This is a genomic window from Streptomyces sp. 35G-GA-8, assembly GCF_023534745.1.
Taxonomy (GTDB): Bacteria; Actinomycetota; Actinomycetes; order Streptomycetales; family Streptomycetaceae; genus Streptomyces.
The window spans coordinates 331,624-351,923 of record NZ_JAMHJQ010000006.1 but is presented as its reverse complement, the minus strand read 5'-3'; the positions used below and the strand labels follow the sequence as shown (position 1 = coordinate 351,923).

15 protein-coding genes are annotated in these 20,300 nt (G+C 69.7%); 9 read left to right on the top strand and 6 right to left on the bottom strand.

From position 1 onward, the window contains the following. Positions 1-13: 13 nt before the first annotated feature. Both M1203_RS15770 and M1203_RS15765 read right to left on the bottom strand, forming a co-directional pair. Entirely contained in the window at positions 14-3,943 is a 3,930-nt protein-coding gene (locus tag M1203_RS15770) for a discoidin domain-containing protein (RefSeq protein ID WP_249950320.1), read from the bottom strand. Between the two features lie 174 nt (positions 3,944-4,117). Next, positions 4,118-4,987 carry an FCD domain-containing protein gene (locus M1203_RS15765; RefSeq protein ID WP_283958639.1) on the bottom strand — a complete coding sequence of 290 codons (870 nt, stop codon included), beginning with the start codon at positions 4,985-4,987 and terminating at the stop codon, positions 4,118-4,120. 405 nt (positions 4,988-5,392) lie between these two features. Here M1203_RS15765 and M1203_RS15760 point away from each other — a divergent pair, with 405 nt between their 5' ends. The 5 genes from M1203_RS15760 (at position 5,393) to M1203_RS15740 (ending at position 9,242) form a co-directional block, all read left to right on the top strand. Next, positions 5,393-6,226 carry a fumarylacetoacetate hydrolase family protein gene (locus M1203_RS15760; protein WP_249950318.1) on the top strand — a complete coding sequence of 278 codons (834 nt, stop codon included), beginning with the start codon at positions 5,393-5,395 and terminating at the stop codon, positions 6,224-6,226. Position 6,227: 1 nt separating this feature from the next. Then, positions 6,228-6,977 (top strand): SDR family NAD(P)-dependent oxidoreductase, encoded by a 750-nt coding sequence (locus M1203_RS15755; protein WP_249950317.1) that lies wholly within the window; start codon positions 6,228-6,230, stop codon positions 6,975-6,977. A 5-nt stretch (positions 6,978-6,982) separates the two neighbouring features. Then, the gene (locus tag M1203_RS15750) at positions 6,983-7,306 is read left to right on the top strand and encodes an L-rhamnose mutarotase (RefSeq protein ID WP_249950316.1); all 324 of its coding nucleotides are present in this window, start codon (positions 6,983-6,985) and stop codon (positions 7,304-7,306) included. Positions 7,307-7,443: 137 nt separating this feature from the next. Next, complete coding sequence (locus M1203_RS15745; protein ID WP_249950315.1) at positions 7,444-8,283, top strand: amidohydrolase; 840 nt, start codon at positions 7,444-7,446, stop codon at positions 8,281-8,283. Beyond that, the gene (locus M1203_RS15740; RefSeq protein WP_249950314.1) at positions 8,280-9,242 is read left to right on the top strand and encodes an aldo/keto reductase; all 963 of its coding nucleotides are present in this window, start codon (positions 8,280-8,282) and stop codon (positions 9,240-9,242) included. Before M1203_RS15745 ends, M1203_RS15740 begins: the two co-directional genes overlap by 4 nt. Positions 9,243-9,563: 321 nt before the next feature. On the opposite strand, the gene M1203_RS15735 is transcribed toward M1203_RS15740, so the two are convergent. Further along, on the bottom strand, positions 9,564-11,090 hold the full coding sequence (locus tag M1203_RS15735) for an MFS transporter (RefSeq protein WP_249950313.1): 1,527 nt from the start codon (positions 11,088-11,090) through the stop codon (positions 9,564-9,566). 103 nt (positions 11,091-11,193) lie between these two features. On the opposite strand from M1203_RS15735, the gene M1203_RS15730 reads away from it, so the two are divergent. From M1203_RS15730 to M1203_RS15715, 4 genes are all read left to right on the top strand, one after another. After that, positions 11,194-12,120, top strand: a complete 927-nt coding sequence (locus M1203_RS15730; protein ID WP_249950312.1) for a helix-turn-helix transcriptional regulator — start codon at positions 11,194-11,196, stop codon at positions 12,118-12,120. Positions 12,121-12,393: 273 nt separating this feature from the next. Continuing rightward, entirely contained in the window at positions 12,394-13,452 is a 1,059-nt protein-coding gene (locus tag M1203_RS15725) for a DUF1611 domain-containing protein (RefSeq protein WP_249950311.1), read from the top strand. A 6-nt stretch (positions 13,453-13,458) separates the two neighbouring features. After that, a complete protein-coding gene (locus M1203_RS15720) occupies positions 13,459-14,550 on the top strand; it encodes a hypothetical protein (RefSeq protein ID WP_249950310.1) in 1,092 nt (363 codons plus the stop codon). Continuing rightward, entirely contained in the window at positions 14,547-16,328 is a 1,782-nt protein-coding gene (locus M1203_RS15715) for an ABC transporter ATP-binding protein (protein ID WP_249950309.1), read from the top strand. The genes M1203_RS15720 and M1203_RS15715 overlap by 4 nt, the downstream gene beginning before the upstream one ends. A 51-nt stretch (positions 16,329-16,379) precedes the next feature. Here the strand turns inward: M1203_RS15715 and M1203_RS15710 are convergent, their stop codons facing one another. The 3 genes from M1203_RS15710 to M1203_RS15700 all read right to left on the bottom strand — a co-directional run bounded on the left by M1203_RS15710 (position 16,380) and on the right by M1203_RS15700 (position 20,214). Continuing rightward, complete coding sequence (locus tag M1203_RS15710; protein ID WP_249950308.1) at positions 16,380-17,330, bottom strand: MBL fold metallo-hydrolase; 951 nt, start codon at positions 17,328-17,330, stop codon at positions 16,380-16,382. Positions 17,331-17,567: 237 nt separating this feature from the next. Further along, a complete protein-coding gene (locus M1203_RS15705) occupies positions 17,568-18,530 on the bottom strand; it encodes a PDR/VanB family oxidoreductase (protein ID WP_249950307.1) in 963 nt (320 codons plus the stop codon). A 337-nt stretch (positions 18,531-18,867) separates the two neighbouring features. Beyond that, positions 18,868-20,214 carry an ROK family transcriptional regulator gene (locus M1203_RS15700; protein ID WP_249950306.1) on the bottom strand — a complete coding sequence of 449 codons (1,347 nt, stop codon included), beginning with the start codon at positions 20,212-20,214 and terminating at the stop codon, positions 18,868-18,870. Between the last annotated feature and the right edge of the window lie 86 nt (positions 20,215-20,300).

The following is a 20,300-nucleotide window of genomic DNA, read 5'->3' as shown; positions in this document are numbered from 1 at the left end:
GGGGCGCGTACGGTCAGAACTCGCCGTACACCTGGATCTCGTAGACACTGCCGCCGTTGCCGCTGGATCCGGTGACGGTCAGCCGCAGGTAGCGGGCGGTGACGGGCTCGTCGGTGAAGGAGTAGTTGGCCGCCGAGGCGGTGTTCTCGGAGGTGTGGTCGTCGAGCGTCGACCACGTCGCGCCGTCGGTCGAGTACTCCAGGCGGTACCGGTAGCCGCCGGACTTCTCGAAGGTGGTCACCACGCTGGAGACGCTGGTGTCCTTGCCCAGGTCCACCTGGATCCAGGACGGGTCGGGCAGGCCGAGGCCCTGGGCCCAGCGGGTGGACAGGTCACCGTCCACCGCCTTCCCGGGGAAGTTCTCCTCCGAGTCCGACGACGCGGTCACCGGCTTCCGCAGCGCCAGGTCGTGGTCGGCCGGCGTGGTGACGACGGCCGCCTCGCTGGGCTCGGAGGCGTTCAGTACGGCGTCCCGGGCCACGACCGTGAAGGAGTACTCCGTGTCGGGGGTCAGACCGGAGACCCGCAGGGTCGTGGCGTCGGTGACGGCGATCCGCTTGCCGTCCTGGTACACGGCGTAGCCGGTCACCGCGGTGTCGTCGGCCGAGGCCGGCCAGTTGAGATCCACCAGGCTGGGCAGCAGCGGCTTGACGTCGGGCTTTCCGGGGGCCGAGGGGGCCGTGTGGTCCGAACTGGGCGCCGCGGCCTTGCCGTACACCTGGAAGTCGAAGATGCTTCCGCCATTGCCGCTGGAGCCGGTGACCGTCAGCCGTACGAAGCGGCCGGTGACCGGCACGTCGGTGTGTGTGTAGTCGGTCATCGCCGTGGTGTTCGCGGAGGTGTGGTCCGCCAGCGTCTCCCAGTGGACCTCGTCCGAGGACACCTCGACGCGGTACTTGTAGCCGCTGCTCTTCTCGAAGGTGGTGATCGCGCCGTTCACGTCGTACTGGGCACCGAGGTCCACCTGGATCCAGGACGGGTCGGGCAGGCCGAGGCCCTGGGCCCAGCGGGTGGACAGGTCACCGTCCACCGCCTTCCCGGGGAAGTTCTCCTCCGAGTCCGACGACGCGGTCACCGGCTTCCGCAGCGCCAGGTCGTGGTCGGCCGGCGTGGTGACGACGGCCGCCTCGCTGGGCTCGGAGGCGTTCAGTACGGCGTCCCGGGCCACGACCGTGAAGGAGTACTCCGTGTCGGGGGTCAGACCGGAGACCCGCAGGGTCGTGGCGTCGGTGACGGCGATCCGCTTGCCGTCCTGGTACACGGCGTAGCCGGTCACCGCGGTGTCGTCGGCCGAGGCCGGCCAGTTGAGATCCACCAGGCTGGGCAGCAGCGGCTTGACGTCGGGCTTTCCGGGGGCCGAGGGGGCCGTGTGGTCCGAACTGGGCGCCGCGGCCTTGCCGTACACCTGGAAGTCGAAGATGCTTCCGCCATTGCCGCTGGAGCCGGTGACCGTCAGCCGTACGAAGCGGCCGGTGACCGGCACGTCGGTGTGTGTGTAGTCGGTCATCGCCGTGGTGTTCGCGGAGGTGTGGTCCGCCAGCGTCTCCCAGTGGACCTCGTCCGAGGACACCTCGACGCGGTACTTGTAGCCGCTGCTCTTCTCGAAGGTGGTGATCGCGCCGTTCACGTCGTACTGGGCACCGAGGTCCACCTGGATCCAGGACGGGTCGGGCAGGCCGAGGCCCTGGGCCCAGCGGGTGGACAGGTCACCGTCCACCGCCTTCCCGGGGAAGTTCTCCTCCGAGTCCGACGACGCGGTCACCGGCTTCCGCAGCGCCAGGTCGTTGCCGGACGGCATGGTGATCTTCAGTTCCGCGCTCGGGGCGGACTCATTGCCGGCCGCGTCACGGGCGGTGATCCTCAAACTGTAGGTCTGGCCGGCGGTCAGGCCGGAGAGCCGCACCGAGGTCTTGCCGGTGGCGCTGACGAGCGTGCCGTCACGGTAGACGGAGTAGCCCGTCACGCCCGTGTTGTCGCTGGACGCCGCCCAGTTGAGGTCCGCCACCGTCGGAAAGTCGGTGGTCGCGGCCGGGCTGCCGGGTGCGGTGGGCGCCTTGGTGTCGGTGTCGGCCGGATCCGGGTCGAGGTGACGGTAGGCCGGCTGGAGGCCGGCGTTGTTCACGATCGAGGCCGGGAGCTGGGCGCAGGAGTCGACGGTGACATTGCCGCTGATGTTGCTGTTCGTGCTGTTGAACTGGGTGGTGAAAGCGGGCTGGGTGGTGAAGTTGCCAGTGGCGTTGATGTCCATGCCGTGGTTCAACAGCAGCCACTGGTACGCCACGTCGCAGAAGGCGTTGCCCGTGTTCCGCCAGTAGCGGCTGCCCTCGTCGTGGTAGACCGCACCGTAGGCGTGCGTCGGAACGCCGTGTATGTAGTTGCCGGACACCGTGCCGCCGGGGTTGGCGCTGAGGGTGTAGACAGCGCCACCGTCTGCCTGCGACTTCATGATGTCGTAAATCTCATTGTCGGTGACGATGTTGTCCCGGCTGGTTGTGGGAGTGTCCCAGACCGGTACGCCCAAGTTGTCGTCCGGGTAGTTGGTGTCCCCGCCCGCGTCGGTCAGGCCCCAGCCCCAGCCCACGGAGATACCGCTGTAGGGCAGGTCGTACACCTTGTTGTGGGTGATCACCGTGTGGTCGGTGTAGCCGGCCAGGATGCCCAGCGAGCCGTTGTACTGGTCGGCGACCTTGGTGACGACGTTGTTGTCCACCATGGTGTCCTTGGTGATGTCCCGCGGGTCATCGGGATGGGCGTCAATCACCTCGACGCCGCCGATCTGGATGCCGGTGGCGGCGATCTGCCGGAAGACGTTGCCCGTGATGTCGGTGCCCTGCGTGCCGGTGTTCAGGTTCAGCCCGACCGCGCCGAGACGGGTGAAGGTGTTGCCCTCGAAGCTGACGTCGTGGCCGTAGCTCACATTGACGGCCCCGGGCGTCTTCTGCCACTCCAGACGGGTGGAGTTGAAGTCGGGGTTGTCCTCGCCGACCATCCGGAAGCCTGCCTGGCCCTCGATGAGACCGTCGGGCGAACTCGGGGCGAGCCAGGTGGAGTAGGAGAAGGTGATGCCTTCGAAGGACACTTCGGTGACGGGCTTGGCCCGGGTGCCGTTCAGGTCGACCAGATCCTGCACGACCGGCACCGTGACGGTCGCCGTCGACAGGTTCTGACCGTCCTTGGGCATGTAGTAGATCTCGCCCTTGCCCTCGTCCAGGTACCACTCACCCGGGGTGTCCAGCAGCTCGCGGGCGTTCTCCAGCCAGGTCGGATTCTGGATCTCCTGGCCCTGCTGAAGGTTGGCGTTGTGCCAGCAGGGCTGCTCCATCGTCATCGTGTTGCCGGAGATGGACCGCACTCCGCAGCGCTGGAGCTTCCAGCCCCAGCTGCTCACGACTTCCAGGTCCTGGGGACGCTGGTAGCCGCTGATGCCGGTGTCGGTGAAGGTGTAGCCGGTGGACGTCTTACTGAAGCCGGACGGGTTCTTCGCGCTGCGCGCGCGGGTCTCCAGCTCGCCGTTCACGTACAGCTGGCGGGTGACGAGGTCTCCCACCTTGGCCTTGTAGACCTTGCCCGTCGAGTCGGCCGGGGTCCAGCCGGTGATCCGTTTGCCTCCGCTGATGACGGGCTTGGCGCCGGGGGCCGCTTCGTAGATGACACGGGAGCCGTCCTTGCCCGAGTCCCGAGCGGTGAGGCTGAATGTGCGGCTCAGCTGGTACGTGCCGGACTTCAGCAGCACATGGACATCGCCGCTGACCCTCTTCTTGGCCTCACGCACATAGTCCCGCGCGTGTTCCAGCGTCCTGAAGGGATGCGCGGCGGTGCCGGTTCCGGAGTCCTTGCCGGTCGGCGAGACATAGACGTTCAGGCCCTTCGGCGAGGCCGCCTGGGCCGGCGCGGCGGCCAGCGGAGCCGTCGCCGCGGCCAGGGACAGTGCGGCTACCAGCATTCTTCGGAGCGGCACGCGTATACGTTCACGAGCAGATGGTGCGGACACGGAAATCCAATCGCCTGAATGAGGTGACATCTGGGGAGACCCGGTCGTCCTCCGGGTCCTCCGGCGTTGGGTGGCTCGTGAGGGCGGGGACACCTGGTTCACAAGCCGGGAGGGCACGATGCGGCTCTACGAGGCGGACGTCTCCGGTGACCGCGGCTCGCCCGCGGCACCGGTCCTCCTCGACGGCCGCACCGGCGTACCGGAGGCGCCGCGGCTGTCCTGGTTGAACAGCCGGTCACGGATCTTTCGTTCGAACTGGCTCTGGGTGGTGGCGATGTGCGCCACCATCAGCTCCGCTGCGAGATCGGCCTCCCCCGCGGCGACCGCCTCAGCTATGGCAAGGTGCTGTCCTGCCGCCACTTCCAGTGACCCGGGCGCGTCCCCGTGGAACAGCAGGACATCGGACTGTGACGCCAGGCGCCGTACGCCGGCGACGCTCGACCTCAGAAACACATTGTGCGCGGCGGCGCCCACCGCGTCGTGGAACGCCGTGTCGGCCTCGGCGAAGCCGTAACCGTCGTTCGCTCTGGCCGCCACGCGTGAGGTCTCGGCACACTCCCGGATGGTGCGGACCTCGATCGGCGTCGCGAGGGAGGCGGCACGGCGTGCTGTCTCCGACTCGATGACCGTCCGGTAGTCCAGGAGCATCAGGACGTCTTCCATGCTCGTCGGCCGGAAGTGCGAGAGCTGGTCGTCCACCAGCCCGCCGGCCGAGTCGGCGACGAAGATTCCCGCGCCGCGCCGCACACTGAGCCGGCCGATGGCGGACAGGACCTTCACCGCCTCGCGGGTGACATTGCGGGAGGCGCCCAGAATCTGGGCCAGACCCTGTTCGGTGGGCAGCCGGTCCCCGGCCCGCAGGTTCTGCTCGGCGATGTAGTTGAGCAGCTGCTCGGCGACCAGTTCGTAACCGGGCCGGTAGCGGCTTGACGCGTCGTCATTTCCGTCGCCGGACACCTGCGCTGAAGCTCCCACTGAGTCATCCCCCTGATGCATGCTCGGATTAATCATGTTCATTGGCGAGGGCAACTATGACACCGGCGTTACACGTTGAGAAGAGTGAGGCAGAAATTTATTCAATCCACTTCCACAGCACCCACTTAACGTGACAAAAGGTGCATTTCTCTGGAGCTATTGCGTACAAGGGATCAGATCCTTAGGGTCCTGCATGCCGGATGAAGCAGATCCTTCATGGGTGGAGAGCCTGCGGTGGCGCCGGGACGGGCGTCCAGCGTGGCTCCCACCAGGACCCGCGGTCCGGCGAGCCGCTGTCGCGGCGCGGGCCTGTGGCCCCGCGCCGCCCCACGCGGCGGGATTATCCGAGCGCACACCCGCTTACGAGCGCACACCTGCTTCTTGAGCGCACGTCCGCTCCGGAGCACACCTGTGGGAGAGACCTCAATGAGACTGGCACGGCACGGCACGGCGGGAGCCGAACGCCCCCTGATATCCGGAGCCGACGGAACGTGGCGCGACCTGCGCCCCGTCATCGGCGACCTGACGCCCGGCACACTTCCCACGGTCCTGGAGGGCGTCGACATCGACACGCTGCCGGTGGTCGAATCACCGGAACGGTTCGGGGCACCGTTGAGCGGCATCGGGAAGATCGTCTGCATCGGGCTCAACTACCGGCAGCACGCGGCGGAGACCGGCGCCGCCGTCCCCGGGGAACCGATCGTCTTCCTCAAGACCCCTGACACGGTGGTCGGCCCCGACGACCAGGTCCTGATCCCGCGCCGCTCCCTGAAGACCGACTACGAGGTCGAACTCGCCGTCGTCATCGGCCGCGAGGCCCGCTACCTGCCCGACGAAGCAGCCGCCGCCGGGTGCGTGGCCGGCTACGCGATCAGCAACGACATCTCCGAGCGCGAGTTCCAGCTCGAACGCGGCGGCCAGTGGGACAAGGGCAAGAACTGCGAGACGTTCAATCCACTGGGCCCCTGGCTGCTCACCGCGGACGAGGTGCCCGACCCGCAGACACTCGGCCTGCGGCTCTCCGTCAACGGCGAGCCGCGCCAGAACAGCAACACCTCCGACATGATCTTCGGCGTGCACCAACTGATCCGGTATCTGAGCCACTTCATGGTGCTGCGACCCGGTGACGTCATCAACACAGGCACTCCCGCGGGCGTCGCCCTGGGCCTGCCCGGCGAGCCCTACCTACGAGCGGGAGATGTCGTGGAAGTGGAGATCGACGGCCTCGGCCGCCAGCGCCAGACCTTCGGGCAGGCCTGACATGGGTACGTTCGACGGACTCAGCGCCCTGGTCACCGGCGGCGCCTCCGGCATCGGCCTGGCCACCGCCCGGCTGCTCGCGGCCGAGGGGGCGCGGGTGGCCGTACTCGACGTGGCCGAGGCGGCACCCCGCTTCACCGCGTGCGTCCGGGCCGACATCGGCGACGATGCTTCGGTCGTGGCCGCTGTCGGGGAGGCCGTACGGGCCCTCGGCGGTCTTGACGTGCTGATCAACAACGCCGGGATCGGCGCGCAGGGCGGCATCGAGGACAACGCCGACGACGAGTGGCACCGGGTGCTGGACATCAACGTCCTCGGGCTGGTGCGGGTCACCCGGGCCGCGCTGCCCGCACTGCGCGCCTCCGCCCACGCGGCGGTCGTCAACATCAGCTCGATCGCGGCGACCGCGGGCCTGCCGCGGCGCGCCCTGTACTCGGCCAGCAAGGGCGCGGTGCTGTCGCTGACCCGGGCGATGGCCGCCGACCTGCTGCCGGAGGGCATCCGCGTCAACGCCGTCACCCCCGGCACCGCCGACACTCCTTGGGTCGGCCGACTCCTTGACCAGGCGGACGACCCGGCGGCCGAACACGCGGCGCTCGCGGCCCGGCAGCCGCACGGCCGATTGGTCAGCGCCGACGAAGTCGCCGCGGCCGTAGCCTACTTGGCCTCCCCTGCCGCCGGCTCCACCACAGGCAGCGCGCTGGCGGTGGACGGCGGTATGGACGGACTGCGGCTGCGGAAGGAGGGCTGAGCGGGATGCAGCGCTTCGCCGCCGTGATCCGGCTTCGGCCCGAGAAGGAGCCGGAGTACCGCGCCCTGCACGCCGCCGCGTGGCCGGGCGTGCTCGCCGCCCTCAAGCGGGCCAACATCGGCAACTACTCCATCTTCCTGCGGGACGGCCTGCTGTTCAGCTATCTCGAGTACACCGGCACGGACTACGCCGCCGACACCGCGCAGATCGCCGCCGACGCGGTCACCCGCGAGTGGTGGGCGCTGACCGACCCATGCCAGCGGCCACTGGACAGCGTGGCCGAAGGCCAGTGGTGGGCCGAGGCCGAGGAGGTCTTCCACCTCGACTGAGGCCACGCTTCTCCGTCGGAGAAGCAGCCGCGCCGCCCCCTCGTCGCGATCCGGACCCCCGTGAGGGGCCGTGTCCCGTACCCCGCCCCTCACGGACCCCGGCCCGACCATCCGTCCACCGACCCAAGGAACCAATGGTGCGCATCGACGCTCATCACCATCTGTGGGACCTCGCCGTACGCGACCAGCCGTGGACGCGCGACCTCCCCGCCCTGCGCCGGAGCTTCACCGCCGCGGAGTTGCGGCCCGCGCTGGACCGGAACGCCATCGACGCCACGGTCGTCGTACAGACCATCGCCGTACCGGAGGAGACACCGGAACTGCTCGCCCTGGCGACCGAGGACCCGCACGTCCGGGCGGTCGTCGGCTGGACGAGCCTGACCGACCCGGGGATCACCGACCGCCTGGCGGAACTGTGTGAGCGGCCCGGGGGTTCCGCGCTCGTCGGCATCCGGCACGGCATCCAGGACGAGGCCGATCCGGACTGGGCGGCGCGTCCCGAGGTCCGCCGCGGTATCGAGGCGGTCGGAGCGGCGGGCCTGGTATACGACCTGCTCATCCGCCCGGACCAACTGGCCGCCGCCGTCCGGACCGTACGCGCGCTCCCGGACGTCCGGTTCGTCCTGGACCACGCCGGCAATCCGGTCGTCGGCGCCGGCGAACTGGAAGCGTGGAGCAAACTCCTGACCGAGTTGGCCGACTCCCCCAACGTCGCCGTGAAACTGTCCGGCCTGGTCACCCGCACCGCGGACGCACCCGCCGATGAGCTGCGCCCCTACACTGACCTCCTGCTCGCGGTGATCGGCCCCGATCGCCTGATGTACGGCTCGGACTGGCCGGTCTGCCTGCTCGCGGCCGGCTACGACGACGTCCTGACCCTGGCAGAGACACTCACCGGCCCACTGAGCACCGAGGAGCGCGAGGCGGTCTTCGGCACGACGGCCGCACGCTGGTACGGGATCGGGCCCACCGCATGACCGCCCGCGGTCTGGGTCGTACGCGTGTCCGCGTCAGCCCCCTGGGCTTCGGCGCCGCCCCCATCGGCAACCTCTACACCCCCCTCGACGAGAACCAGGCCCTGGCCGCGGTCGACGCCGCCTGGGACGCCGGTGTCCGTTACTACGACACCGCCCCGCACTACGGCCTCGGCCTGTCCGAACGACGGCTCGGCGCGGCCCTCGCCCACCGGCCGCGGGCGGAGTTCACCGTCTCCACCAAGGTCGGCCGCCTGCTGGAACCCCATCCCGCGCCCACCGGATCCGACCTGGCAGCAGGGGGCTTCGCCGTACCGGACACGCTGATCCGCCGTCCCGACTACTCACGGGACGGCGTGCTGCGGAGCCTGGAGGGCAGCCTGATCCGGCTCGGGCTGGACCGGGTGGACATCGTGTACGTCCATGATCCCGACGATCACGTGGACGCCGCCCTCGACCAGGCCCTGCCCGCCCTGGCGGCGTTGCGCGACCAAGGCGTCATCGGCGCGGTCGGCGTCGGCATGAACGCCGTCGCCCCGCTGCTGCGGGTCGTCGCCGAAGCGGATGTGGACGCCGTGATGGTGGCGGGCCGGTGGACTCTGCTCGACCGAACCGCTCGCCCGTTGCTGGACGCGTGCGCGGAGCGAGGCGTCTCGGTGGTCGCCGCGGCGCCATTCAACTCCGGTCTGCTCAGCCGGCCCCACCCTCCCGACGACGCCTTCTTCGACTACGGCCCCGCCCCCGAAGCGGTGCTGCGCCGCGCCCGGCGCCTCGCCGAGGTCTGCGCCCGGCACGGTACCGTCCTTCCCCACGCCGCCGTCCGTTTCCCGCTGCGCGACCCGGTCGTGGCCGGTGTGGTCGCGGGCTTCCGTTCCTCAGCCGAGGTCACGTCGGCCGCGCTCTGGATCGCCGACGACCTGACTGACGACGCGTGGTCGGACCTGGACGCGGCCGCGGACTGACCGGCCACGGTGGTTCAGCATGTGGCAGCGCCGGGATGCGCCTCGCCGGAGGCATCGTCGCGTGGTAAAGGATGGCCGGCCGTGGCATGCGGCAGGCCCCAATCAGCCGGCGGTCCTCGCGTCCGCGGGAGAGCGGCCCGCTCTCCCGCGGCGCGATACGGACGGTGGCCTCCGGCATCCGGGCGCTCATCGTGCCGAGAGCCCCGTACTTGTGCGTGCGTGTACGTGCCGTCGATCGCCCGGCGCACATCCTTCGTAGCCAGTAGCCACAGCGTTCGTGTACTACAAGAGACGAAGAACCTGCTGGTGTTGTGGCATGGGTTATCGGACGCCGCTTCCCTCGGCCGCGTCCTGGGACGAAGGCTTCGTGCCCGCGTCACCTGTGCCGAGGAAGGTTCTCGGAATCCGGCGCAGGGCAAATGCACCGAGTGCGCCGTGCAGGATGCCCGCGATGACGGCCGCGGCGTGCAGACCCGTGACGAAGGCCGTCTTCGCGTCGCCGATCTCGGCGGGCGTGAGGCCGGGGAGCTGGAGTGTCTCATTGAGGGTGTCGGCGAGGTCAGGTCCCTGGAGCCGGAAGATGAGGGCGGCCAGCGAGCCGAGGAGTGCGATGCCGAGGGCGTTGCCGATCTCGTTGCTGGTCTCGGCGATCGCTGCCGCGGAGCCGGCACGTTCCGCGGGAACCGCGGCGACGGCGGTGTCGGCGACAACGCTGAAGGAGATGCCGTAGCCGATGCCGGCGATGACGGTGGACGCTACATACCAACCGATCCCGCCGGAGACGTTGGTGGGCAACAGCAGGAGCAGACCTGCGGCGATGAAGAAGTGGCAGGTGATGAGCGCCGCGCGGGTGCCGATACGTGTGACCAGTGCCGGTGTGACGATGCAGGTGACGGTGAGCACAGCGGCGCCGGGGAGCGCGACCAGGGCCGCGTCCAGGACGGGCATCCCGAGAACGGACTGGAGATAAATGCCGCCGAGGTAGGCCACCGCCGACCATGCCGCCAGAGGCAGAAGCCCGGTGATGGCCGCGATCGTGAACACCCGGTCGCGGAAGAGACGGAAGTCGATCAGCGGGAACTCAAGGCGCAGTTGCCGCCGGGCGAACCACCCCAGGGTGACGATGCCGACGATCCCCGTGCCCACCGCCGTCGCGCCCGGCCCCTCCACCGCAGCGTGCTTGATCGCGTAGACGGTCAGCAGAATGCCCGCGGCGGAGAGCGGAACGCTCAAGACATCGATGCGGCCTCTTCGGGTGGCGCGCACCTCACGGAGCAGGATCGGGGCAAGAACCAGGAACAGCAGGACAACAGGGAGATTGATCAGGAAGACCGATCCCCACCAGAACCTGCTCAGCAGTTGTCCGCCGATGACCGGGCCGATCGCGAACCCGCCGGCGAAGGTGGCCGCGAAGATCCCGATCGCCTGTGCTCGCCGACGTGGGTCGGTGAACAGTTCGCCGAGTACCGCCAGCGCCGACGGCAGCAGCGTGGCACCGGCCACGCCCATCAGCGCCCGGAAGGCGATCAGCAGTTCCGGCCCCGATGCGAACGCCGCTCCCGCCGAGCCGACGCCGAACGCCGCCGCGCCTGTCATCAGCAACTTCAGCCGGCCGTACCGATCGCCGATGTTGCCGAACGCGATGAGCAACGACCCGACGGCGAATCCGTAGACATCCAGGATCCACAACGCCTGATCGGCAGTCGGCGACAGCTCCTCGGCGACCTTGGGCATGGCCAGGAACAGGACCGAACCATCCATCGCGACGAGCAGTACGGGCCCGAGTACCACCAGCAGACCGAGCCACTCCCGGGGACCGGGTGAGTGAGAAACACGCTGATCATTCATGCCGCTGACGATGGTGTGCCGGCCGCTCGGCAACCAGACCCGTGTCATGGGTACACCTCACAGGGACACCCAGACACGGACCGTCGCGCCTACGCTCACAGTCATGGAGCTGGAGAGCCTGGGGGCATATCTCAAGAGCCGCCGCGGCCGGGTCACGCCCGCCGACGTCGGACTGCACACCTACGGCATCGCCCGCCGCGTATCGGGCCTGCGTCGTGAGGAGCTCGCGCAGCTCGCCGGTGTGAGCGCCGGCTACTACACGCGGCTGGAACAAGGTCAGGCCGGTACACCCTCCCAACAGGTCCTCGACGCGCTCGCCAACGCGCTCCAGCTCGATCCGGCCGAGTCGGCCCACCTGCACAACCTCGCCCGTCAGCCCGCCACATCACGCCTGGTCCGTCCCCGGCATGAGAGACCGCACCCACGAGTACTGGCGCTCCTCGCGTCCCTGGGTGGCACCACGCCGGCTGTCGTGCTCGGTCGCCGCGGCGACGTGCTGGCCTGGAACCGCGCCGGAAACGCCCTCGTCGCAGAACACGTCGACTTCGACGCGCCTCACGATCTCGCGCGACGGCCGTCCATCCCCCGGATGTTCTTCCTGGACCCCCTCACCCGTGACCTGCACCGAAACTGGGATGAACTCGCTCGCATCCATGTCGCCTATCTGCGGCTCACCGCGGGCAGGTACCCCACCGACGCCCGGTTGGCCGAACTGATCGGTGAACTCGCCATGCAGAGCGGAGACTTCGCCACGCTCTGGGCGAAGGGCGACGTCGCGGACTGCACCGTGGGCACCATGCGCCTGCACCACCCGACCGTCGGAGGGGTCGAGGTCGACTACCAGGTGTGGCTCCAGCCCGACAGCACGGACCACCGGCTTGAGGTCTATACACCCAACGACAGCGCCTCGGCCGACGCGCTGCGACTGTTGTACAACCAAGTTTCCGATCAGCGGGAACCCGAGATCGCCCTCTCCGAGGCACCCCTGCCGGGCCGGCCCGGCAGGGGTCTCGATCACGCCGGTCGTTGAAGGCCGACCAGCGATGCACAGGATCCGGTCCACACGCCGGCCCCGCATCCCGTATTGAGCCGATCAGGTGGCCACGGGCAGTGTGCGTCTCCTGGGACTTCTCCGGATCCTCAAGCCGTATCGGCCAGCACGGGCACCGCCGGGGCGCCCGCCGGGGTCGCCGCCACAATGCGATCGCTCTCGGGAGCACCGAACATGGGATGAGCGATTCGAATGGACGACACCCGTTCGGGCGCCGGCACGGGCCCGATCCGCACCGGATGAGGATCTGTGATGAGAGATTTCGCTGGGGCCAAGTGGGGCTATGTGACTCGCAGAATCAACGACCGGGACGCGACCGTGCCCGGTGGGTCGGTTCGCGAGCCGCAGCTCGGGGATCTTGTGGTCGCCACCGTGGCCCACCTGGGCGAGCTCGACCATCTGGAGGATGTCCATGGTCGGCGCGTCCGTCTCTACTGCGGCGACATCATGGTGGGTGCATACGGCAACCGGTATGCCACGGACTTCTACGAGGGTTACCTGCCGACCGGGCCCCATGTTCATCTGCTCACGGCGGGCGGCCTTGTGGGAACGGTCGCCTCGGCGCATGCGCGACGGCAGCAGCCGACCGAGTTGCAGGTGATCGGCACACTCAACGACCGGTCCGGGATGCCACTGTCGCTGGAACACTACGCGCGGACGCCGTCGCCGCACACGGCGCCGGAGTGGGGCACTCTGGTCGTCCTCGGCTCGTCGATGAACGCGGGCAAGACCACGACGGCGTCGGCCATGGTGAGCGGCTGGACGCGAGCCGGACTGGCTGCCGGTGCGGGCAAGGTCACCGGTTCCGGCAGCGGCAAGGACCGCTGGACGTACATCGACGCGGGCGCCAGCACCGTGGCCGAATTCCTCGACTTCGGTATGTCCTCCACATTCGGCTATCCGGTCGAGCGGCTGCGGACCACGATGGTCGCCATACGCGATGCCCTGGTCGACGACGGTGCGGACGCGGTCGTCCTGGAGATCGCCGACGGGCTGTTGCAGTCCGAGACACGGGCGCTTGCCGAGTGCCTGCCCGGATTCGCCCACGGCGTCGTACTGGCGGCGGCCAACGCGCTGGACGCGGCGGCCGGGGTGACGATCCTGCGGGGACTGGGGGTCCCGGTCCGCATGGTGAGTGGTCTGGTCACCGCCAGCCCCCTTGCCTCCCAGGAAGCACACGCGGCCACGGGACTGCCGGTCCTGTCCCCGCCACAGCTTGCGAACGGCGCCGCCGTGGACCTGGTGCGCGCACCGGTCGGGGAGACCGTCGCCACGGCGGGACCCTTCGCCGACGCCGCTGTCCAGGGATGATGCCCCATGATCCCAGTGATCGTCTACATACCTGACGGACGTCCCTGGCCCGGGCAGTTGCGTGAAGCCGCCCTGGACGTCCTTGAGCTGCGGCCGACCGAAGTGGTACTGCCCGAGGCCACGATCCGTGACGAGCGCGGCGGGCGGCTGTTCGACAGCTCCACGTTGATGTTCGACCCCTCGGCCGGTGGCGGCCCCCTGGCCGACGCCGAATCGGACCGGCAGGCCCGGGCGTTCGGTGTGACCAATACGGCCTTCCACGTCCAGCGTGCCCTGCGGTTCGCTTCGGCCCTGCTCGGCCATCCTCTCCCTCACCTGCTGGTCAGAATCGGTATGCACGACCAGCCCCGCCGCTGGCGCGGAGGGCATTACCGGCTTCCCCGGTCGTCGCTCACGGACGAGCCCGCCACTCTCAGTCGTGCGGGTGAGGTCCACCTCGGGGGCGGCGCCGGATTCCTCCCGACACTGGGTGGCGGCCGGTATTTCCGCGCCCCCGCGCACAACGCCGCGATCATCTGTCACGAGGTCGGCCATCATCTGTGCCGGCACACCGCGGACTTCCGGCTCAACCGGCTGCGCCCCCCGGCGCAGCAGACCAACCGGAAGATCGCCCTGGACGAGGGCACGGCAGATGTCCTCACCGCCATCCTGCTGGGCACCGCGGACATCTACGGCTGGCACCGCGGGGCCATCGCCGAGTGGGACCCTCGGCGCCGCAAACTGCGGCCCCGGTGGACAATGGCGCACTTCGTGGGCGGGCGGGACCAGGACCCGCACGCCGACGGCACCGTGTGGGCATCGGCGTGCTGGTCCGCTCGTGAGCGGGTCATCGCCACGGGTGCCGACGCGGCGCGCTTCGATGCGGCGCTGCTGCGCGGCATGGAGTCGGCCGGGGCCGGTACCGCCCGGCTGACCAGGGACGCCTTGAAACAGCGCCGCCGGTTCTCCCGGATGCTGTCCGCCATCACGCGTGCCGACCCCGGACTCGCGCCGGTGGTGCTGACCGCCATGGCCGAGCACGGCATACGCCCCGGCGCGAGCAACACGGCCCTCAAAGACGCCGCCCGCGCGGATCTGACCGCGGAGGTGGGCAGATGAAGGACCGCAGAGCCGACGTGGGAATGATGCGATACCTGTGGCGATTCCGTTCCTACGGTCGCCCGCACCTGGGCACGCTCCTGCTCGGCGTGGGACTGCGCATCGGAGAACTGATCGCCGACCTGGCGGCACCCTGGCCGCTGGCGCTGGTCATCGACAACGTTCTCAAGGGCCGCTCCAGCGGCCCGCTGACCTGGCTCACGAACATCGTGGGCTCGTCCCCGCTGGCCATGCTGAGCGTAGCCGCCGCCGCATTGCTGCTGATCACCCTCGCCTCGGGGACGTTCGACTACCTCGGTGACCGTGTGATGAACAGCGCCGGAGAGCGGATCACGGCGGAGATCCGCACGGATGTCTTCGCCCACATGCAACGGCTCCCCATGAGCTACCACGACCGGCAAGCGGTCGGGGAACAGACCAGCCGCATCGCGATCGACACCAGCCGGATCCAGGACGCTCTGGTCGACCTGTTCTCCACACTTCTGCCCGGACTGCTGGCCCTCGCGGGCTACGCCACGGTCATCCTCTCCGTCGACTGGCGCCTGGGGTTGATCGCGATCGGCGGCGCCCCGCTGATATTCCTCACGGCCGCCCGCTACACCCGGTTGACCCGCCAGACGGAACGGCGGCAGCGCGCGGCCGAAGGACATCTCGCCACCTTCGTCACCGAATCCCTTCAAGGCATCCGCACCATCCATGCCTTCGGCCGTCAGGACCTGCATGACGCGCATTTCGCCACCAGTAACAGCACCACCCTCAGCGCCGGCCTGCGCAGTGTCGAACTGCGGGCCCGATTCACTCCGCTGCTCGAAGCCGCCGCCGCGGTGGCCACCGCGGCGCTGCTGTGGGCGGGCGGCCTCGGTGTCGTGAACCACTGGTGGAGCGTCGGGCTGCTGGTCGTGGTGACCAGCTACCTCAAGGACATGATCAAGCCCATGCGATCGATGTCCCGCCTTTCGATCACCTTCCCCCAGGGCGCGGCCTCCGCGGAACGTGTCGCCGCCATCCTCGACCAGCCACCCCCGCCCCCGGCACCACACCGGCGCATGCCCGCCCGCGCCACCGGCCGCATCGACCTGCGCGACATCACTCTCGACTACGGCCGCGGCCCCGTCCTGCACCACTTCGACCTCACCGTCCACCCCGGCGAACACCTCGCGCTGCTCGGACCCAACGGCTCCGGCAAATCCACCGTGCTCTCCCTCATCGCCGGCCTCTACGCGCCCACCCGCGGCCACCTGCTCCTCGACGGACTCCCCCTCGCCGACATCCCCACCATCTGGCTGCACCGCCAGATCGCAGTCGTGCTGCAGGACACGTTCCTGTTCTCCGGCACCATCGCCGACAACATCAGCTACGCCCGCCCCGACGCCGGCCCGCACGAGGTCGCCCGGGCGGCGGAGGCGGCCCTGGTCACCGAGTTCACCGAACGCCTGCCCGATGGCCTGGGCACCCGGCTCGCCGACCGAGGCGCCGGACTCTCCGGCGGCCAGCGCCAACGCGTCGGCATCGCCCGCGCCCTGCTCGCCGACGCCCCGGTGGTGCTGCTCGACGAACCCACCACGGGACTGGACAACGCCGCCGAAGATCTTGTCGTGCGCGCGCTCGGCCACCTGGTCGAGAGTCGCACGGCGGTCATGACCACCCACCGGCCGGCCCTCACCCGGCTCGCCACCCGCACCATCCATCTCGACGACGGCACCCCGCGCACGGGCCGCGGTCCGGCCTCGGCGTCGGCCCGGCGGGAGGCCGCGCGGGTGCCCCGGCGGGCCGCCTGACGGACAGCCCGGCCCGGGTACGCCCCCGCCGGAGCGGGGGCGTACGAACGGTCAGTAGCGGACGGCCCCGTAATCGATGGGCTCGGCGGGGTAGGTCGCGGCGCGTCGGCCGAGACCGCGCATCCGCTCCCGCATCTCGTCGGCCGGCAGGTGGTGCAGGTCGCCGTGGCCCGGCAGCACCCACTCGAAGGTCAACTCCTCCGCCCCACGCGCGACCGACGCGGCGAGCGTCCTGATCGAGTCGTAGACGACGCTGTGCGCCACTTCAAGGGTCTGCTGGGAGTTGGACCAGAAGAATGCGTCTCCTGTGAAGCAGAACGTGTCGTCCGCGATGAACAGGGTGCTGCCCTCGGTGTGCCCGGGGAAGGGGTGGGCGATGACGCCGGGGCCGATCTCGACCGGTTCCCTGCCACGGATGACGTGGTCGGCGTCGGGCAGGGAGTGCAGGTCCCCCTCGTGGATCCAGAGCCGGGCCTGGAAGGCGTCGGCGTACGCGCGGGCATGCGCCACATGATCGAGGTGGGTGATCAGGACGTCGGTGATCTTGCCGACCTTCCGCTCGTAGCGGCGGGCGAGTGCGGGCCGCCACCGCGGGGTGTCGATCATCATCGCGGTCCCGTCCGGGCGGCGCAGGAGGTAGGACGTAGCGCCGAAGGTCTGCGGTGAGGCGTGCCCGCACAGGTGGACGATGCCCTTGTCGTCCAGGGCTACGGGGTAGGGGTCCGAGTCGGAGGAGAGGACACCGGCAGGGGGGTGGACGGAACGGGTCGGGCAGGCGTGCGCCGCCAGGTACATCTTCTCCACGTCGGCCTCGGTTTCCGGCTGGCGGACGACCGTCGACAGACCGCCGTACTGGCCGCCTTCGGTGTAGCCGATCATGCCGGGGGCGTACGCCCTGGCGATGTTGCAGTTCATACAGCGGTCATCGACATGCCACCCCTTCTCCTCCCCCGTCCTCGTCTCCGCCGTCCGGGTTTCCCGCTCTGCCGGTGTGGTGCTCATGAGATCCGCTCTCGTGTGAAGTGAACGCCCATAGGGCGGGCGCCTGGTCGTGCCGGGAGCTTCCCGGGCGTGCGGCATGCGCCATACGTCCCCGGGGGCCGGCGGTGGTGTCAGATGGATGTCGAAGAAGGACTCGATGCGCCGCCATGCCTCGCCTGTCTCCGGGGCGGGCGGCGTGCGGATTGCCTGCCTCTGGCGGGCTCCGAGCGGACGGGCGGGATGCCGATGGCACCGCTGTCACAGATCGAGAACCAGCCGCGGGCCACGGGCGCGGGATACACAGATCATCATCGTCTCGCCGGATTCCCGCTCCTCCGGGCCGAGTACGGAGTCCCGGTGGTCGGGTTCGCCCTCCAGTACTTCCGTCTCGCACGTCCCGCAGATGCCCTCCGCGCAGGAGCTGAGGACCGGGGCCCCGGCCTCACGGGCCACTTCGAGAATGCTGCGCTCCGCAGGTACCCGCAGCGTGAGATCCGAGCGGGACAGGACCACGTCGAATGCCGACTCCCTTACGGGCGAAAGGAGTTCGGCGGCCTGGAACCGCTCGACCTGGAGGGTCCCGGCGGGCCAGGGCCGGCAGCGGTCCGCCACGGCGGCGAGCATCGGTGCGGGGCCGCAGCAGTAGACCATCGTCCGCTCGTCCGGCGTCCCGAGGTACTCGTCGAGGTCGGGCAGCCCCAGCAGGTCCTGCGGCACGACACGCACCGCGTCCCCGTAGACGGCCAGTTCGTCCAGAAAGGCCATGGAGGCGAGGCTCCGCCCGCCGTACAGCAACCGCCACTCCACCCCGGCTGCCTCGGCCGAGGCGACCATCGGCAGCAGCGGGGTGATCCCGATCCCGCCGGCCACGAACAGGCAGCGCGCGGCAGGCCGGAAGACGAAGTTCTCCCGCGGCCCGGCGACCCGGACGGACACTCCCGTGTGCAGCTTGTCGTGCACGTACGCCGAGCCCCCGCGGCTCTCCGGGGCGAGCAGCACAGCGATCCGCCAGCCCGAGCGGTCGGCGGGGTCGCCGCACAGCGAGTAGTGCCGGACCAGGCCGTCCCCGAGCCGCAGTTCGACGTGTGCGCCGGGCCGCCACATCGGCAGCGGGCCGCCCTCCGGGCGGGCGAGTGTGAGGGCGAGGACCCCGTCGGCGGCCTCGGACCGCCGCGTGACCTTCAGGGACATCTCGCCATCGGGAGAGTAGGGGGTGCTCACAGAGAATTCCCGCTTTCACAGGAGACGGAGCGACACCCGCGCCGAGGGGTGAGAAGCCGACGCGGGCTGACGCTGGGGACGAGTCAGGTCATGGAGCGCGCGACGGAAGGCATGCGACGGAAGGCGTTGTCCGTGTGCCACCTTAGCCGTACACACTCCAGCGCGTTACCAATTCGTTACGGCGGAATCCCTGGCTGCGATCGGATTCGGCCATGCAGCGGGGCTACTTGGACGACTCCGACAACGCGGCGGGCGTTCGTGCCGGGCGTGCCGGGCGTGCCGCCTCGTCCGTCGCCGCCACGGTGTCGGCGACGCGATGGGTCATGGGAGAACGGGTTTATCCACCGGCCGCGATCGGAGGCCATGACGTGTCGGCGAGTGCCGCGTCGAGTCGATCGGCGGTGAGGGCGTGCTGGATGGCCATCGCCGCCGCGCCGATGACGCCGGATCGGATGCCGGTCGTCGCCGGCACGATCTGGAGGCGCGCGGTGGCGAGAGGGTGCGTGCGGCCGTAGACGGCCTCTCGCGCCCCGGCGATGAGACTCTCGCCGGCCTGGGCGAGTGAACCGCCGATGACGACGAGTTCGGGGTTGAGCAGGCTCACGCACGTCGCGATGATCTCGCCGACCCTGCGTCCGGCCTGCCGAACAGCCTGTGTGGCAGCGGTATTACCGTCGCGGACGAGCGCGACGACATCACTGTTCGTCAGGGCGGGCATCCCGACCGCGGTGAGATGTTCGATGATCGCGCGGCCACTCGCGACGGCCTCAAGGCATCCGGTGTTGCCGCACGTGCACAGGACGTCGGAGACATGGGGGGCCGCCACGTGGCCGAGGTCGCCGGCGGCCCCGACCGCGCCTCGGAGCAGGCGACGGCCACTGATGATCCCGGCGCCGATTCCCGTGGCGACCTTGATGAAGAGGAGGTGATCGAGCTCCGGATGGGCCGTCACGTGCTCGCCGAGGGCCATGAGGTTGACGTCGTTGTCGACGAGCACGGGAACGTCCCAGTGCCGCCGCACATGTCCGGGGACGTCATAGCCGTCCCAACCCGGCATGATGGGCGGGCATATCGGCCTGCCGCTCGCATGCTCGACCGGGCCGGGCAGGCCGATCCCGATGCCGGCCAGGTCCTCGACGTCCCGGTCCGCCTCGTCGAGCAGCCGCCGTATCGTCGCGACGACCCAGTCGAGGACCGCGATCGGCCCTGCCGAGATGTCGACGCGCTCGGCAACCTCGGACAGGGGGCTGCCGGTGAGATCGGTCAGCGCGACATTCCCATGGGTCGCCCCGAGATCGGCGCCGACAACGACCCGGGCCCGTGGGTTGAAGGCGAACCTGGCCGGCGGGCGGCCACCGGTCGAGGCCGCCCTGCCCGAGGGAGCGAGCAGACCGCTGGCGAGCAGGGCATCGACGCGGATGTTAACGGTGGACCGGGCAAGTCCGGTGAGTCTGGCCAGCTCAGCACGGGTCCGGGGCCGCCCGTCGCGAAGCAGTTGGAGTAGTTCCCCAGCGCCGGGAGCCCCGGAGCCGGGTCCGGGAAACCCGCCCGTGGCCGCCGCGCCGCGATGAGCCGCCGCACGTGGCGCGGATACGGACTGGGGCATGGTCGAAGTGAACCACACGGTGCCGACGGCCGCGTCCTCGGCGATGTCGATCCGACTTTTCACCGCCGACCGGCCCACTTTTGCATGCTGCTCTACAGGCTTCTGCCGGACTCTTGTTGAAAGTTCTGCCGTCGCCCTATGGTCGGCACGGCAGCGCTGGAGAG

Bases quoted from the DNA above. Each gene is read 5' to 3' on its own strand.
- M1203_RS15770 (WP_249950320.1), bottom strand. From the start codon at position 3,943: ATGCTGGTAGCCGCACTGTCCCTGGCCGCGGCGACGGCTCCGCTGGCC.
- M1203_RS15765 (WP_283958639.1), bottom strand. From the start codon at position 4,987: ATGCATCAGGGGGATGACTCAGTGGGAGCTTCAGCGCAGGTGTCCGGC.
- M1203_RS15760 (WP_249950318.1), top strand. From the start codon at position 5,393: ATGAGACTGGCACGGCACGGCACGGCGGGAGCCGAACGCCCCCTGATA.
- M1203_RS15755 (WP_249950317.1), top strand. From the start codon at position 6,228: ATGGGTACGTTCGACGGACTCAGCGCCCTGGTCACCGGCGGCGCCTCC.
- M1203_RS15750 (WP_249950316.1), top strand. From the start codon at position 6,983: ATGCAGCGCTTCGCCGCCGTGATCCGGCTTCGGCCCGAGAAGGAGCCG.
- M1203_RS15740 (WP_249950314.1), top strand. From the start codon at position 8,280: ATGACCGCCCGCGGTCTGGGTCGTACGCGTGTCCGCGTCAGCCCCCTG.
- M1203_RS15735 (WP_249950313.1), bottom strand. From the start codon at position 11,090: ATGAATGATCAGCGTGTTTCTCACTCACCCGGTCCCCGGGAGTGGCTC.
- M1203_RS15730 (WP_249950312.1), top strand. From the start codon at position 11,194: ATGGAGCTGGAGAGCCTGGGGGCATATCTCAAGAGCCGCCGCGGCCGG.
- M1203_RS15725 (WP_249950311.1), top strand. From the start codon at position 12,394: ATGAGAGATTTCGCTGGGGCCAAGTGGGGCTATGTGACTCGCAGAATC.
- M1203_RS15720 (WP_249950310.1), top strand. From the start codon at position 13,459: ATGATCCCAGTGATCGTCTACATACCTGACGGACGTCCCTGGCCCGGG.
- M1203_RS15715 (WP_249950309.1), top strand. From the start codon at position 14,547: ATGAAGGACCGCAGAGCCGACGTGGGAATGATGCGATACCTGTGGCGA.
- M1203_RS15710 (WP_249950308.1), bottom strand. From the start codon at position 17,330: ATGAGCACCACACCGGCAGAGCGGGAAACCCGGACGGCGGAGACGAGG.